Below are 17905 nucleotides of genomic sequence, written 5' to 3'. Positions count from 1 at the left end.
TCCTTCGACTGGTTGCGTGATGGCTTGCGTCAGTTGTGTACGGGCTGGTCGACGAACACCTGCGCGCCCCGCTCGAGTTTGACGAGGTGATCGCACAGGTCGAAGTAGCGATCGTCGTGGGTCACGACGATCACGATGCGGCCTTCGTCGCGAATGCGCGGAAGGATGTCGGTGTAGAAGCGGTGGCGGTTCTCCGGATCCTGTTCTGCGGCCCACTCGTCGAGCACCACGACATCGCGCGGGTCGGCCAGCGTTTCCACCAGGGCCAGCCGCTTGCGCTGTCCGCTCGAGAGCCCCTCGAAGATCAGCCGTTCCCCGTCGAGCTCTACGACCGGGTCTAGACCGAGCTCGCGCAGCCAGTAGCGGGCACGCGCGGCGACCTCGGGATCGGCCGAGCGCAACCGACCGAACACGTACGAGTCGGCGAAGCAAGCCGAGACGTTCTCCCGATAGGCGACGATCTCGTTCGGTGAGAGGGCACTGCCGTCGACCTCGAGCGATCCACCGTCCGGGGTGTACAACCCGGCCAGTACGCGGCCCAATGTGCTTTTGCCGCTGCCGTTTCCGCCCACGAGGAAGGTGATGGTGCCGCGGGCGAAGCGCTGTGTCACCGGTCCGATCGCGAAGGCCTCCCCTGGCGAGGCAGCGTCGTACGCGAATGTCATACCCTCGACGCCGATCTCGTCGACCACGGCGGGCCGCTCGACGTCGACGACAGTTTCGCTGTCCTCGCGCAGTGTCGCGACCTCGCCGATTCGGCGCAGTGCCACGACGGCACGCGACAGAACCGGTCCGATGTTGAGCACGGTGACGAGCGGGGTGTTGAGGTACAGAACCGCCAGTGCGACACCGACCCGATCCTGCGCCGGAATACCGAGGGCGTCCCCGCCGAAGGCGACGGCACCGACGCACGCCAGGAAGAGCATCTGCCCCCAGTACCCCGTGACGAGGCTGACGGTGGAACCTCTGACGACACTGCGCGCGTAGTCGGCCGATTGCCGACGCAGGTCCTGCTCCACCAGGGATGCCCTCAGCCGGGAGCTGAGCTTGACGTCCTTGAAGCCGTGCGTGATGGCCTGGTAGGTCTCGTGCAGTCCGTCCTGAGCTTCCCGGGCTCGGTACATGTGAGCTCCGGCTTTGCCGTTCGCGAACGCGTACGCACTGCCGCCGACGACGATGACGATCACCAACACTCCCAGCGCAATGGGCGAGAGTATGCCCACGTACCCCAGTGCACAGATGACGATCACCGAGTTGATGAGCAGCAACGGCAAGGACTGGACGGCCTGCCCCACCGCGGCGAGGTCCTCGGTGAGCACCGCCATTGCGCGGGCCGTGCGGAACGACTCGAATCCGCGCAGCGGCACCGACAGAAGGTCGTCGACGAGCTTCGTGCGCAGTCGGTCGACCGACTTCTGTGTCACCCGCACCAACGCGTTCGAGGCCAACGCACCGGACAGCAGTACCGCCACGGCCGCCGCGACGAACGGTGCCAGTGCGTCGAGTCCGGTGTCGGAGGTCACCGCGCTGGTGATGGTCGCAACCATGACGATGGTGGCAACACCGGTGACGATTCCCGCAATCACGGCCAGGGCCGAGATTCCGCGACCGCCTCGAAGTAGAACTGCGAGCAATGTTTTCATGACGAGGTGTCTCCTTCGGTGGCGTCGACCGCTGTCGCCGCGTCGGCCAGTGCTGCGCGGTACGCCTGGATGATCCGTCGGTGCCGCGGCGGTGACACACGGGCGGTGTCGACGACGAGCATCAACGCGAGCCGATGCTCGGGTGGGTGTATCGAGAACGTCGCCATCAGGGCGAAGTCGGTGTCCTCCTGCGAGAAGTGGGAATCGTCGTCTTTCGATCCGAAGGTGTGCGTCTTCTCGATGTCCGAAAGACGATGGAAACGAACGAAATTGAATCCGTAGTCGAACAACGGTCCCTTGCCGACGGCCGTCGTGATGTCCACGTTCGGCAGGCGTCGGTGCGGCATCAAGGCTGCCTCGGTGCGGGCGCATTCCTCTGCTGTGGCGATCGGATCGGCCAGGGCACGCAACTGCAGCGGCAGCATGTTCAGGAACATCCCGCGGGCGTCGACACCGCCCTCGCGCTCGAGCCGGCCGTTCGCGGTTGTACCGGTGACCAGTTCACGATCGCCGAAGACATCGGCCAGCGCGTGAACGTGCACGGCCATCGCGAGGTGACGAACCGAAATACCTGCTGCTGCGGCACGTTCACGCAGAGCGTCGGCATCGATCTCGGTGCGCCGGACGTCTCTGTCACCGATGCTGCGAACATCGGCTACCCGGCGCGGCCGGACGCCGCGCAGGTGCTCGGCCCAGGCCTGCGATGTCGCTGCGGACGATTGCGCACGTCGTTCTGCTGCAACGTAGTCGACGAACTTGACGGGTACGGGTGGGTAGCGGGTGTCGTACGCCTGATCTCGTCGGAGCAGAGCGTTGTGTCGGTCGACGACCTCGGCCAGTGTCGAGGTCCAACTCCACCCGTCGAGTACGAGGTGGCTGTCGCTGATGATCAGCTGGTCCTCCCCCGGCGCGACGCGAACCAGCGTGAGGCGGAACAGCGGTGCCCGGTCGAGGTCGAACGGGCGCACCCGTTCCGCGGAGACGATCTCGTCGATCACCGCATCGGCGTCCGAACCGGCAGGCACCGAAACCACCGACAGGGGTGTGGCCACGTGCCGATGCACCAATTGCAGGGGCTCCGCTGCACTCCACTCGTCGACGGAGGTGCGCAGCACCTCGTGCCTGCGCACGGTATCGGCGAGTGCCACTCGAAACGCCAACGGATCGAGCCCACCGCGAATGCGCACGCTGACCGTGTTGTGGTAGACCCCAACGGCCGAATCGGAGCGAATATGGAACAACATGCCCTCTTGCGCTGCCGACAACGGGTACGCATCGGCCACGTCGTAGGGCAGGCCATCACGAACCTCGGCGTCGATCAGCGAGAACGGCAGCAGCTCTTCGTCTTCGGGCTCGGTCCTGGGCCCACGATCTGCAACGAGTGCGGCAAGTTCTCTCAGACTCGATGCGCCGAGTACATCGCCGATTCCGAGTTCTGTTCCACGCGAGCGGGCATCGCTGACGAGGCGGACCGCGAGAATCGAATCGCCGCCGTTGGCCAGGAACGACCGGTCTTCGTCGTGCGACCGAACTCCCAGCGCATCGGTGAGTGCGCGCTCGAACCACCCTCGGGCAGAATCCGATTCGTCACGCTGCCTCACCTCCGGCGGGAGCGCCACAGCAGTCAGTGACTCCACTCGCCGATCGAGCTTGCCGTTGACCGTCACCGGGAACTCGCGCACGCGATGGATTCGGTCGGGTACCTCGTAGGCAGCCAGGCCATAGGCTGCACCGGCGTACAGATCCACGCAGTCGTCGGCGGCGTCGACGAACGCGAGCAGACGGTTCTCGTGGGCGACGACGCAGGCCCGCCGAACGCCGGGGACCTGCTCGAGTACGGCCTCGACACCGGCCGTTTCGATCCGGTGTCCGCGAACCTTCACCTGGGAGTCGATGCGACCGTCGACGTGCAGTTCCCGTGGTGCGAGCCACCGGCCCTTGTCGCCGGTGAGGTAGAGCCTCGAACCGGGCAGAGCATCGGGGAACGGATCGGGAACGAAGCGTGACGCTGTCAATCGACCGCGTCCGAGATAGCCGAGAGCCAGACCTGCACCACGAACGGTGATCTGGCCTTCGAGGCCCCTCGGCAGTGCCCGCCCGGCCGCGTCGATCACGACGACGTCGAGATGTGCGAGCGGTTCCCCCACCTGGACGGCGGAGGCCTCGAGATCGGTCCTGGTGACCACCCGCCGAGTGGTGTGCACCGTGGTCTCGGTGGCACCGAGCATGTTGATGACTTCGACGCTCCCCGCAGGGTGTTCGACTGCGTCGAGCCACTGCTGCACGTAGCCGGACGAGACCTGTTCCCCGCCGAGCACCACGCGTCGCAGCGACGGCAGAACCGGCCGCGCCGCAATGAGCGACCCGAACGCCGAGTTCGTCAGCGACACAACGCTCACACTGTCCGCGTTCAGCCGCACGGCCAATTCGAAGGGGTCGCGAGCGACGTCCTCCTCGTAGATAACGACGCGCGCCCCGCGGGAGAGCGCCGTCCATATCTCCCAGACACTGAAGTCGAAGGTGAACGCGTGCACGGCGGAGACGATGTCGCTCGGCTCGATGATCGACGCGGTGGCATCGCGCAGCGCCAACAGATTGGCGTGAGTGACCGGGACACCCTTGGGAGTGCCGGTGGTGCCCGAGGTGAAGATGACGTACGCGGGGAGACCTGACACGACAGTCGGCAGCTCGACCGCATCGACCTCGGGAACCACCGGTTCGCGGTCGATCGCGTCGAGACCGGGCGGAGCATCGGCGGCGTCCGAGAACACACCCGACTTCGCATTCGACTGTGCCGCAATGGAAGCGATGCGGGCTGCTCCGTGCCGAGTGTCCACCGGAACATAGGCTGCTCCGAGCGCCATGATCGCCGCAGCCCATGCCACGAACTCGTGGTCACGCTCGACCGACAACAGGACTGCGTCTCCGCGGACCACGCCGTGCTGCGTCAGAACTCCTGCGCGCACTCGAATTTCCCGAACCAGCTCCGCACGCGTGAGGGTGCGATCGGGTGCCACCAGCGCTACTCGGGAATCGTCTGTCGCGGACAGCAGCGGCGCGAGAATCGAGGTGTCGAGCGTCGATCGAGACGCCGTCCTACCCGTGAGTCCGACCGAGAGTTCCGCGACGGACACGGACGAATCTGCGTGGAGCACGGTGAGCAGGACGTCTCGAATGCCGTCGTGTGTCACCGCCGACCAACCCGGCAGCGCCGACTCGATCTGCACCTCCGGCGATTCGGTCGCCGAGATACTCAACGTCAGTGCGGCTTTCATCTCACCTGTGTGCACTGCGACAGGCCGAGCTGTCGCGCCGCCCAGCGCGATGTCGGATCGATCTACGCTCTGGACGTTGACGAACACCTCGGTCGGCAGAAAGAACTCGGGGTCATCGCGGCGGAGGTCGGCGACCACGCCTGCCAGATCCACATCTGCATGCCCGCTCGCATCCTCGACCAGTGCTTCGATGCGGCTACGAACCGTGCCGAGACTGTCGGACTCGCACACCTCGACGACCAGAGGCACGGTGCTAACGAGTGGGCCGACCACGTCGAATTCCTCGACCTGTCGACGGTTGGCCAGTGGCACCGACAGGCACAGAACCTCCGAGCCCAAAAGCCTCGACAGCGTGACGGCCACTGCAGTGAACCAGCTCGTGGCATCCCGGCGACCGGCCTTCACCGGGCCACGGCTGACGACGGGTTCGCCGGGCTCGGACGGCCGCCAGGCGCGGTGATACGGCACCGTGGACAGGTGGTCCGTCCACCACGACCTCGACGAACGCCGAACGCGGGCAACATCGCGGTACCGGGGACGAGTCCGCATCGAGGACGCACCCGGTTCGCCGAGCTCCCGGGCGATATCGGTGATCAGGAGCGACACCGAATGGCCGTCGATCACGGCATGGTGGAACACCATGGCGATGCGGTCCGAGCGTCCCTCTCGGCGAAACAGGGCGACCCGCACCAACGGTCCGCTCGACCACCCACGCGCAAGCAGTTCCTCGGTCGCGGCGTCCATGTCGGCCACGACAGCGATCTCGGGAACGATCGGACCGACGGGTTCGAGCGCGAAGCCGGGGCCGGCCGCGTCGACGATGCGCGTGGCGAACACGTCGTGCGCTGCCAGGACCTCGAGGATCGCCGCGAGCACCCGTGCGCTGTCTCCGCCGTCCAGATCGAACACACACGGCACCGAATATGCGGTCGACGGTGCAGCGCAGTGCGCTCTCCAGAGCCGTTCCTGGTACGGGCTCGGTGCCCGCAGATCTGCGGCCTCCTTCGCGTCGACCCCCGTGTCTGCAACAGCGAGGAGGAGGTCGATGTCGCTCACCGTTTCGCCCCGTTCAACGATGCTGCCATTCGGTCGAGGTGAGCAACGTCCACGCGCTCGAGGAGCAGGTCCTCGTGTTCACCCAGGGTGTCGCGTTGCTTGAAATCCTGAAGCGAGACATCCACTTTGAGGATGCGCCGGTAGAGCGCGACGATCTTGAGCTGCTTCATCGAATCGCCGCCGAGCGCAACGATGGATGACGACCGAGTCGGCTCGGATCCGAGCACGGACGTCCAGATCGTCTCGAGGACGCGGTGCGGCGGCGCGGGCGATGCCGCTGCCGCCGTCGGTTCGAGGCCTTCCGACACAGCCGGCCGGTCCGCGTGCCGAGCGAGGGCCGCGACGTCGACCTTGCCCACCTCGGTACGAGGAATCTCGGCCACCCAACGCACCCGGCTGGTGCGCAATTCGCGTCGCCAGGTGGTGTCGATTCGTTCTCGCACCGATCCGACCACATCGTCCCGCTGTTGCGGTGCGCATTCGACGACGACTTCGACCCCGCCGTCCACCACGACCACAGCGGCTCTCGTCACCCCCGGGACGACGGCGATATCGTTGCGCAGAGCCTCGAGGTCGGTGCGGACTCCGTTGACCTTCACTTCGGCATCGGTACGGCCGAGATAGACCAGCCCGTCGGACGTGGCTCGCACCCGGTCGCCGGTCGCGTACATCCTGGTGCCCGATCCGGTTCCGCAGTCCACTGCCATGGGCAGGAACGAGGCCGCGGTGCGACGCGTGTCGCCGTGGTAACCCCGCGCAACGCTGTCGCCCGCGATGTGCAGGGTCCCGACAGCGCCTACGGGTACTGGGGTGAGGCGGTCATCGAGTACCACTGCGACCGAACCACGGATCGCTGCGCCGATGGGCGTGCGATCGCGCCTGCGGATGACCTCGCGCAACCACGTTGCGTTGGAGGTGCATTCGGACGGTCCGTACAGGTTGACGATACGTACGCCCGGCCACAGAGCCCGGGTGCGGTCGACCAGAACCGGATCGAGCGCCTCACCACCGAGCAGTAGCGTTCCCTGCGTCGTGATCGGACGGTGCGTCGCCACGTCCAGGAACTGATTCCACACGGCCGGCACCGTGTTGATCGACACGTTGTCGATCGCAGCGGCGCGGTCGATCTCCCGTAGTACGTCGCCCGACTCGGGCAGCACCACCGTGCCCCCGGCGGTGAGCTGCCCCCAGATCTGCTTGACGATGGCGTCGAATTCGGGAGCGCTGAGGACCGGCATGGTCACCCCTGGGCCGCAGAGGTTCTCGGCCTCGAGAAAAGCGCAGTAGGCCGACAACTGAGCCCGTTCGACGACGATCGCCTTCGGCTTCCCCGACGTTCCCGACGTGAACTGCACGTACGCGGCGGCGGAGGCCGACGTTCGATCGAACCCGCCGGAGGCCGATTCCTGATCCGAGGCGATGGTCGATGCCATACGGGCATAACCAGATTCGTCGTCGGAGGACAACAGAAGATAGGCGCGCCCCGAGATCAGGGCTCCGAGCAGTTCCACCACCGAACCGATCGACCGATCGAATCGCACCGCAACCACCTGACCGGCTCGTGATGCATCGAGTTCGTCGGCACGCACCTCGGCGGCGCGGACCAGGTCCGCATACTCGACAGCCGCGGCAAGGGAACGAATTGCAGTGCGGTCGGGTGTGATTCGGGCATGTGTGCGGATGCGCTCAACGACATCGACGTTCTCGAACTGTTCCGCCGCGGGCAAGGGCACGTGACCGGCGATACCCGCGTCGAGTCGGCGTGCCGTTTCGGTCGCGATGGAGTGCGCGACCAACGAATCCAGTGTCCACCCGTCCGCCTGCCCCGAGACCTCCACCCGTTCGGATGTGGCCGTGATGGTGATGTCACCGGCGTCCACCACCCAACCGGCACCGGTACGCGTCGTCCGCAGCGAACCGATACTGCCTTCCCCCAACAGAAACGGTGTCAGCGCAGCATGGACGGCGGCCTCGACAGCATCGACGGAGGTGTCGGCCACGTGCGCCGTCACCCCGTTCGGTTCGTGGCCCGCACTGTCGTCGACCGCGACCCAGGCCCCGGCCAATCGAGCGAACAACGTATCGGCGGTCATACCCAACTCCCCTCTCCGGTCATGCACACCCGCACCTCCCGGGAGCCGGTGTACGGCTGCCGTCCGTGTGCGAAGCGGCGATTGTCGACGATGGTCAGATCTCCTGCCGCCCAGGGCACAGCGGTCGATGTCGCGTCGACCGCGTCGCGTACCGCGCTGATGTCGGATTCGACGAACGGCGTGCCGTCACCGAGCAGAGTGTTCTTGGGAATTCCGTCCTCACCCACGACGTCGAGCAAGTCCTCTCGCACCCCTGACGGCAGCGTGCGCACGTTGAACGCGACCATCTGGTTGAACCACGACTCGACGCCGCCCTCGCAGTCTCGGTACGCAGGCAGGGTCCACGACGACGTGACGACGTCACCGTCGATCCGCACGTCCTCTCCGCGTCGGGCGGCAGCGTCGAGAAGCTCGGCCTCATCGTTCACGCCGTATGCGCTGCGCCAGTCGGTGCCGAGCAGCGGGTGAAAGGCGCGCCGGTACCGGATGCCGAGGAGACGGAGCCGCTCGGCAAGCGCGCTCGGAATTCGCTCGGCGATCTCCACCGTCGATGCAAGCGGGGTGGCCCCGCCCGAACGTGGAGGCTGCGCACAGCAGAATGCGAGATAGAGCGGCCAGGTACGTGAGTACGCCATCTCCGAGTGCAGATCGATCGCATACTCGGACGGGAAATCCGTGGACGAGTACACGTTTCGATCGATTCGGGTACGCGGCGTTGCGCCGCCGTGGTACTCGAGTGGCGCAGCACCCGTCACGGTTTCGGTGATCGCGTCGAACTCGCGAACTGCCTCTCCGAGACCGCGCAGACGCAGCACGCCCTCGGTCGTGAGAATCTCGCGGAGTTCGATCAGATGAGAATCGATCCACGCGGTCGCGTCGGCCCCGACGTCGATCGCCGTGCTGGTGGTGGTGGTCAACGTGTGCTCCTCGGTGCAGAGTCGGCTGTGGTGCTGATGGGCAGATCGGGAACGCGTCGGTCCGTGGAATCGGCAGGCTCGGCGAGCTCGGCCAGGATCGCGAGAAGATCACTCAGGATGCGGTGTCCGTCCTGCTCGGTCACCTGCTCCAGATCGCAGTTGAGGGTCACCTCGATGCCCGACGCGCCGCCATGGTCGATCACCGACGCGGTCAGCGCAAGGCCCGTGCGTTCACGGGTCGACAGCACATCGACGGGGCGACCGAGAAACTCTGCGGCCGAACCGGTTCCTCGCGCGTCGTCGACTATGACCGCGGTCTCGTACATGGCACCGACACCGGCGGTGACGGCATCATTTGGATCATGTTCGTGCACATTGGATTCGGCCTCTGTTCGCAGAGCGCTGTGCATCGACTTCAGCAGAACGTCGACATCGGCGGGCAGTCGCACGTCCAGCGTGCGGGTTTCGATGTACATGCCGGGCGCATCGTCGTGGCCCGCCGGACGGTGTTGTCCCACACTGCCGAACCGCACGTGCCGACCGGACCGGCCGAGCAGCAGTGCCCAGCCGGCGTGGGCAAGTGATGCCAGAGTGACACCGCGTCGGGCGGCGGCCCGCCGGAGCTGCCGAGCAGCCCCCGGTTCGACAGAGCGGGTCAGATCGATGTTCCCGTGGCCCGCCGCGGGTGCGTCCGGATCGAGTGGTGGCAGCAGCGTGGCCGGGGAACGGTCGAGGGAGGGGGGCCGGTGCCGATTCGCCGATACCACCATGTGCAGGAGCATCCGGTGATCGGCGTCCGTCGGCACGGGGCGATCCAAATAGTGATCGTTTATGTGCTGCAGCAGCATTCGGACAGTCCAGCCATCGGCGACGAGATGATGGAAGGTCAGGGCCAGTGCACCGTTCGAGATGGTGGCCCGAAAGAGCGCGGAACCTTCTGCAAGAGAATCGACTTCGATCCCGGCATCGAGGGTGTCGGACACGAAGACCGGTTCGGCGTGCGCTCGCACCACCAGGATGGGATCGGCGAGCCCCTCCCATACGATGTCGCCGCGTAGAAGGGGCATCACCGCGACCGCGGATCGGACGGCTGCGCACAGGCGGTCGACCTCCACGCCGTCCGGCAGCCTCAGGACGATCTGCTCGACGTACGCAGCAGCGGGATCGGAACCGCTGCGCAGGTACATCGCCTCCTGTACCTCGGTGAGCGGCGCGAGGGCCTCGACAGGCCCGGAAGCAAGTACGTCGTCGATCGTGTTGCCGCGCAGATCGATCGCACACAGTCCTGCCTCGACTGCAATCGGCCGGGCCGTCGTCGCGGCTGTCACCGCCGCGACGATCGCATCCGCGACCAGTTCCGCCGACTCCCCGTCCACGTGTTCGACCGCCACGACGAATTCCCCGCCTCTGAACCAGGCGTCGATCTGTACGGCGACCGGTCGCGCAGCGTGCGCGGCACGCAGGTGCCCCTCGCCGTACGCACCCGCCGAGCCCGTCCGATCGGCGTCGAGTCTCCCGACGTAATTCACGCCGATGTGTGGACGCAGTCCCGGGCACGGATCCGACCCGAGGACGTACCGCAGGACCGTGGGCAGCTGGCCGGTCGCGCCGAGACACGTTCTCCTTGCGCGGATCTCGGAGATCTGCTCGCCCGGTGTCGCGGGGTGCACCGGAACCGCGGACAGTCCGGTGAACCACCCGACGGTTCGGGTGAGATCGATACCCTCCGCATCGAGCTCACGTCCGTGCGTCTCGACTTCGATGACGACCGGCGATGCGCCTGCTGTCTCGGCATACGCCGTGACCGCCGCCGACTGCAGGATCTCCTCGACGCTGGCACCGATCGCTGCCGTCGCCGCGTCGATCACCGCGGCGGGAACACTTCGGTGCACCGACACCGCGTCGCCCTCGGTGCCCGGGTCGACGCGTCCGGCATCAGCGCCCGTCGCCGTCAGTCCTCGATAGGCCGCGCGGCATCGCTCGTACGCACCGGGCGCGCTCGCGTCGGAGGCCAGCCATTGCACCCACTCGTGCACGCTGGTGCGCTCGGACGGAAGACGAGCGCCGTCGTTGCCGTGAGCGATGGCCTCGATCAGGTCGCCCGCAACGATGTGCAGGGACACGACATCCATGACGAGGTGATGCGCCAACACGATGATCGTGGCCGCACCCGAGTCCATCGCTCGGACGACACCGAAACCGATCGGTGTGCCGTTGTCGATGCCGACTCGGCCGGTCAACCGGTTGAACACCCGCTTGCACGCGTTCGTCACTTCGTGTTCGACCGTGTCGAAGAAGAACAGAACAGGGCATGCCTCCGTGAGAACGAACTCCCGAACCGAGTCCGTTTCTTCGAGTCGGACGCGAAGCATCGGGTGTACGCGAAGCACCTCCGCTACTGCCGCGTCCACGTGGGCACTGTCCGGCAGGAAATCCAGATCGAGCCGAATTGCCATGTTCCACTGTGCGATCGGCTCACTCGACACGCGATCGCTGAACCAGTGCACTGCCGGCGGTAGGAGTCGGCTGCGATTCGGCTGGGTACCGTCGGCCATGGCAGACGGGTCGACGGATGCGGTTGCCACCAGGGCATCGACGGTGCCGTCGGCGAGGGCTACCCGTACGTCGAGTACGACACCGCTGCGCCGCACTATCGCCGACAGTTCCAGCGCACGCAGCGAATCGCCTCCGGCGGAGACGAACCCGACGTTTCGATCGGTGACTCCGAGAACCTCCCGCACCGCCGAGGTGACGATCCCGTCGATGTCGGCGGCGTCGCCGGGGTCACCCACGGCTGAGGTACCGGCGAGAATCCGAGTCCGCAACGCGACGTCGTCCACTTTCCCGTTTCGGGTCAGCGGCAACTCGGGGACCACGTGCACACGCGACGGCACCAGATGGGCAGGCAGGGTGGTTCCCATTGCCGCACGAACGGACCGAGCGTCCCTGTCTCGAACCACGACAACGCATTCGATGCGCACCGCCACACCGTCGCTGGGTGCTACGAGCAGTGCGCGCGCCGAGACCACGCCGTCCACTGCAACCGCCGCGGTCTCGATCTCGGCCGGATCGACTCGGTATCCTCGGACCTTCGCCTGACGGTCGACCCGGCCGACGAACGTGATGGAACCGTCGGCAGCCCTGAACCCCAGATCTGCAGTGCGATACATCCGTTCGCCCGCCGATGCTCCGGTGGCCGAGTTCGGCCGGAACGCATCGGCCGTGCTTCGGGGGTCTCCCAGATAGCCTGCGGCCAGAATGCCGGTCAGCCAGATCTCGCCGATCACGCCGTCGGCGACCTGCAGCAGATCGGGGCCGAGGACCGCCGCACCGCGGCCCGGCTGCGACGTGCCGATCGGGAGTGGATCGATCGCGCGGCCGTCGACGCGGTGGGCGAGCGCCGTCACCACCGCCTCCGTCGGGCCGTATGCGTTCCAGAGCGCCACCCCGTCCGGTACGCGAGTTGCCCACGCAGGCAACGCCTCTCCCCCGACGATGACCGTGCGCACGGTCGGGGGCAGCGCAGCGGAGGTGAACTGGGTCCAATAGCCCGTGGGCGGGTTGAACACGGTGACGGCGAAGTCGTTCAGGAACTGTGCGAGTTCGGTCGGCGCAACGATGTCCTTCGGTCTGCCCACCGCCGTTGCACCGACATACAGTGCACCCAACAACTGTTCGAGCGACGCATCGAACGCCACGGAGCCGAACACCAACACGACGTCGGTCGGCCGATAGTCGAAACGCGCGCACGTACCGGAAAGATGGCGAGCAAGTGCGCCGTGCTCCACAGCGATCACCTTGGGCTCACCGGTGGTGCCGGACGTGAAGATCAGGTACGCGAGATGATCGGCCGAGCTCGCCTCGGACCTCGGCGGCAGCGCCACGGTCGACCGCACGGCCCGCTCGCCCGGCACCAACGACCAGTGCGCACCGGATCGGGCGAGCATGGCGTCGATTCGCTGGGCCGGAAGGTCGTCGTCGACGACCAGCCAGGTGGCACCCACGGTCGCGATCGCGAGAAGCGTACGGGCCAGCGACACGGACGCCGGTGCGTGCACGGCCACCACGTGCCCTGGCGCGACACCGATGGCACGCAATCGAGCCGCGTCGTCTCTACGAAGCTCGTCCAGTTCGGCGTAGGTCGAGCGGACGCGACCGTCGACCAGGGCGACCCGAGCGGGATGGTTCCGCGCGTTCTCGGCGAATCTCTCGACCACCGAAACCGATTGTTCCACAGCGTGATCGATCTCTCGGTGCACGGGGGCGGCGAGGATCGCCGCCACCGGAGTATCACCCGTGGCAGTGGCCAGCCCCGACAGCACGGCTCGAACTCGTCGAGCCACGGCTCCTGCGGCTGCCGGCGAGACCCTCGTGGTATCGACGTGCAGATGCAGCGCGCTCGTCGGCCATGTCCGGTACTGCAGAACCAGTGCGAACTCGGTCTGTTCGACGAGCTCCACCGATGCCGTCTCGATCCCTGGTCCGAACGAGAGCGCCGACGGATCGAGCGGATAGTTCTCGACGACGACGAGGGTCTCCGGTGCCCACCCGGTGGCAACAGGTCCGTCCATCGCGGCGGCCACCTGATCGGCGACCAGAGCACCGAGGTCGGCGAGTTCGGTGACGTCGGTCCACGTCGAGGCGATCGGGTCGATCCGCACGAACATCCCCACCGCGCGATCCATCCCCGGTGTACCGATGTGACGGCCGCTGCCGACCATGCCGTGCTCGACGGTCTGCACTCCGAAGACACTTCCGAGCACCAACGACCACACCGTGTTGACCAGTGCGGCCTCCGTGATGCCGAGTCGGTCGGCCACGACATCGAGATCGACCGGTGGAGTGATGGTGTGGGTCCGGGTGGCACCGAGTTCGAGCTCCGTCGGCGAGGTCAGCCTCTCCACCAGAGGGCGTGCACTCGATCGATGGGCAGCAACGGACTCGTCCGCCGAGAACTCGAATCCGGCTTGCCTTTCGCCGACGTCGCCCGAGCGGTACGCGGCCGCGAGGCCGCCGACTATCACCGGAAGGGACCAACCGTCGGCGATTGCGTGGTGATGAGTCCACAGGACCCGCACACCTTCCGCGTGAGGCGCGATCAGCACCCGCGAGAGCGGGTCGACCGGCAGGGTGAAGCCGCGCGCACGATCTTCGGTCAGCACGTCGGTCCAATTCACGACCTCGTGGCGGACGTCGATCGGAACGGTGCCTGCTCGTCCGGTGTCGAGGGTGAGGTACGGGGCCGCAGTGGCGTGCGCACCGAGGACAGGGAAGGCGTCGAACACGGCTCGCCACGCGGCGGCGAGCCGGACCAGGTCGACATCACCCGACAGTTCGAGCACCAACTGCTCGACGTAGACCCCCGGGGACGACGCCTGCGCGGTCTGCAGGAGCATCGCTCGTTGAGCACGGCTGGTGGCGAGCGCATCCGTCCGATCGCCGGTGGGCCGGACCGAGGGAACCACCTCCTGTCCGGCGACGAGTGACAGTTCGCGTAGCGGTACCGGTGCCAGAAGTCGGCGAGGTGACAGCTGCACACCCCGTCGGTGCAGAAATCCCACGACCCGCATAGCGGCGATCGAGTCACCGCCGTGCTCGACGAACGTTCGACTCGCGTCGACGTCTCGCGACAACGCATGCCGAACCGCATCCAGGAGTAGGCCGTCGGTGTCGGTCGAGGGCACATCGGCCGCATCGCGCTCGGTCGTCGGGACCGCGACCTCGGACAACAATGCCGCAACCGCACGCCTGTCCACCTTGCCGTTGACATTGCGCGGGATGGACTCGACGACCCGCACAGCGCGCGGCGCGAGATGTGCAGGCACCTCCTCGCGAATGCGCGAGAGCATCGCTTCGACATCCATGTCTGCGAACACGGCATCGTCGACGGCGATGACGAGGTCGCGGCGTCCACCAGGCCCCGTCGCGACACCCGCGACGCACTGATGCCCGGTGATCCGACGCACCACCGCTTCGACCTCGCGCGGTTCGATACGAAACCCGGAGATCTTGAACTGCTCGTCGACTCGGCCGTCGAACAACAGCCGACCGTCGGATCCGATCCGCACTCGATCCCCGGTTGCGTACACCCGCCGTCCGCCGGTCCCCCACGGATCGGGCCGAAACTTGTCGGCCGTTGCGCGCGGGTCGCCGTCGTATCCGTATGCCAGTGTGCCGGTCAGGTGAAGTTCTCCTAGCGTGCCTGCCGGGACCGGGCGACCGGACTCGTCGACCACGCGAGTACCGATACCGGGGACTGCTCGCCCGATCGTGACCGGCTCGCTCGCCGCGACGTGATCGGCGGTCGACCAGATCGCACTTTCGGACGGGCCGTACTCGTTGGTCAGCGTGGCACCGGGAAGTCTCGCATGGTGTAGATCGACCAGAGCCTCGGTGCACTCCTCGCCCGCGACGATCACCTGTCGCAGCGAGAACAGGCTCGCGGACTCGTCGAGCAGTGCCTCGTACAGCGACGGGATGGCAAGTATGTGGGTGACACCCCGATGGGCGACGATATCGGCCAGTTCTGCGGTCGAGCGCGGTTCCCCGGTGTCGACGAGCAACAGCTCACCGCCCCGCACCAACGTCCAGAACAGACCGGCGTATGCACTGTCGAACGACAGCGACGACAGGTGCAGAAAGCGTTGCGGCTCTTCGTCGTACACGACATCGCGGGCAGCCGTGGAGTACGCCAGAGCTGTGCGACCGACGAGCACCCTTTTCGGCCGTCCGGTCGATCCCGAGGTGTGCACGGCGTATGCAGCACGCGTCGGAGGTGTGCGGTCGGGTATCGGAAGTGCACCGGCCGTGGGACTCCCGACCGCACCGCCGTGTTCGATGACGGCCCCTGCGAACGTCTCGGGAATCGCGCCCCTCGTATCGGTCGGGACGACGACCACGTCGATGCCCGCGAGCATGATGGCACGGCGCTGCTCGGGATACGTCGGATCCACGACGACGAAAGCGTTGCCGGACAACATCACCCCGAGCATTGCGGCCACTGCGTCGGGCTCTTTCGGCATCGACACGGCCACGATCTCGCCCCGTCGACCGCTCAGCAGACGGGCCACCCGACTCGCCGAATGCCACAGGTCTGCGTAATTCAGCCGGTTCGAACCGGACGACACTGCGGAACGGTTGGGGTGCGAACGCGCGATGTCTCCGATTCGTGCGATCACATCGGCAGGTGGCGGGGCAGGCTCGCGATCGGCCGGATGCACCCAACCCGAACCGAAGCGACCCTGTTCGACGAAAGCGATGGACGCCGGTCCCGATATGCGCTGGAGATCGTCTCGGATGTGTTCGGCGATCAGCACTGCGGCACGGTGATGCCGCGGTCCGAAATGCACTGCACAGACATATCTTCCGTGCACCAGTCCAACCTGGAATCTCAGATCGAATTGGCCGGTCTGAGAGGGCACCGGATACGGGTTCGCCCGATAACCCGACAGATCGAATTCCCATCGATCGCCGAGAACGAAGGCAGTGCCGAACGCCAGATGTGACGGCTCGTAGAGAAAGGTGGTGCGAGTCAGGTGTGCCGGTTCGTCGGCGTACTGTGCGTACTCCGAGAGCGGAAGGCGTCCGTGGCGCCTGGCACCCGCAATGGCCGCGCCTGCTGCCCGAAGGTCGTCGTCGAACGAGAGCCCCACACGCGAACGCGCCACTGCGAGTTGGGTGAAGCTGCCCAGCGTCGTCAGATGTCGTTCGTCGCGCTGCAGCACCGGCATTCCGACAGCGATGTCGGCGGCGCTGGAGGTCGAGACGGCGGCGAGAGCGCGCTGGAAGGCTGCGAGGAACAGTGCGGCCGGCGACACACCGGCGGACTTCGCATGTGCGCGAAGAGCGTCGGCGACGTCGGGCTCGGCCTCGAACCGCACGAACGGTTCGAGAGGGTCGTGAGCGGGGTCGGTCGAGGTCGGCAGATCGGCCAGCGGATCGTTCGAGTAGCCCTCGACTGCAGCACGCCAGTACGCTCGATCTGCTTCCGCGTCGGCGGATCGCAGGTAGGCCTGCTCGGCATCGACGAACTGCTCGAAGTTCGCTCCTGGATCGATCGTCGTTCCCGGTTCGCCGAATTCGAGCGCTCGCAGGTTCGCGAAGTATTCGTTGAGAATCAGTGGTGCGCTCGCGACGTCGATCAAGATGTGATGGACCACCAGCGACACCACGGCACGGTGCCCGTCACAACGGACCGCCGCGCGGACGAGGGGGCCGGCGAACAGGTCGAACGGTTGCATCGCACGAAGCGCGAGGTCCTCTCGCACACTCCGGTCACGCACATCGGGCACCTGAGCAACGTCGACCGACATCGACCCGTCGGCCGTCTGGAATCGGAACCCGCTGTCGTGAGCCATAATTCGGCTCGTCAGAACCGGGTGGCGTCGCAGTGCGTCCTCCCACGCCGATCGGTGCGCGGCCGCCGATGCCGCACTCGCAACGATCACCGACGCCACGACGTTGTTCCCCACATCCGTGGGTTCGGCGATCTGGTCGAACAGCATCGCCGACTGAGCGGCGGTCAATCGATTCATCTCGCAGATCTCCCATGGGCTGGCGTCGGAATCCCCGAAGGCGCGACGCGCATCGGCTCCGACGGTGCAATGCGGGGTACAGATCGGGTCCGGGGGGCTACTCCGCCGGGTCGTTCTTCGCCGGCACCGTGCGGTGATCGTCCGAGCGGGATGCCGTCTGGCGTCCGCGTACCAGGACCACCAGTGCAACGACGACCACCACGATGATGATGGCGATGAAAGCCATCCATCCGAGCGCCAACCAGACATAGTCCGTGTTCACGAGCATTCCACCTTCGTAGGCCGATGAGAGTCGGCGACTGTCGTTCTCGTGCGCCGGGTTCCGATTCCGTCGAATGCGGTGTTACAACTCGAAAGCTAAGTGGCAGAACACCGAAAGCCAATGGG

General features: G+C 66.5%; 6 protein-coding genes. All 6 read right to left on the bottom strand.

Annotation, left to right across the window (positions count from 1 at the left end):
• Nucleotides 1-29: 29 nt before the first annotated feature.
• A complete protein-coding gene (locus AB0366_RS23535) occupies nt 30-1643 on the bottom strand; it encodes a cyclic peptide export ABC transporter (RefSeq protein WP_366246105.1) in 1614 nt (537 codons plus the stop codon).
• Nucleotides 1640-5974 carry a condensation domain-containing protein gene (locus tag AB0366_RS23530; RefSeq protein ID WP_366246104.1) on the bottom strand — a complete coding sequence of 1445 codons (4335 nt, stop codon included), beginning with the start codon at nt 5972-5974 and terminating at the stop codon, nt 1640-1642. The genes AB0366_RS23535 and AB0366_RS23530 overlap by 4 nt, the downstream gene beginning before the upstream one ends.
• Entirely contained in the window at nt 5971-8067 is a 2097-nt protein-coding gene (locus AB0366_RS23525) for a non-ribosomal peptide synthetase (RefSeq protein ID WP_366246103.1), read from the bottom strand. Before AB0366_RS23525 ends, AB0366_RS23530 begins: the two co-directional genes overlap by 4 nt.
• Nucleotides 8064-8984, bottom strand: coding sequence for a TauD/TfdA family dioxygenase (locus AB0366_RS23520; RefSeq protein ID WP_366246101.1), 921 nt, complete (start codon nt 8982-8984; stop codon nt 8064-8066). Before AB0366_RS23520 ends, AB0366_RS23525 begins: the two co-directional genes overlap by 4 nt.
• Nucleotides 8981-17518, bottom strand: coding sequence for an AMP-binding protein (locus AB0366_RS23515; RefSeq protein ID WP_366246100.1), 8538 nt, complete (start codon nt 17516-17518; stop codon nt 8981-8983). The genes AB0366_RS23520 and AB0366_RS23515 overlap by 4 nt, the downstream gene beginning before the upstream one ends.
• A 97-nt stretch (nt 17519-17615) precedes the next feature.
• Nucleotides 17616-17780: a hypothetical protein gene (locus AB0366_RS23510; RefSeq protein WP_187298471.1), complete on the bottom strand. Its 165-nt coding sequence runs from the start codon at nt 17778-17780 to the stop codon at nt 17616-17618.
• Nucleotides 17781-17905 lie beyond the last annotated feature (125 nt).

The organism is Rhodococcus sp. NPDC076796 (assembly GCF_040702765.1).
Taxonomy (GTDB): Bacteria; Actinomycetota; Actinomycetes; order Mycobacteriales; family Mycobacteriaceae; genus Rhodococcoides.
This window is presented reverse-complemented; position numbering and strand designations above follow the sequence as displayed.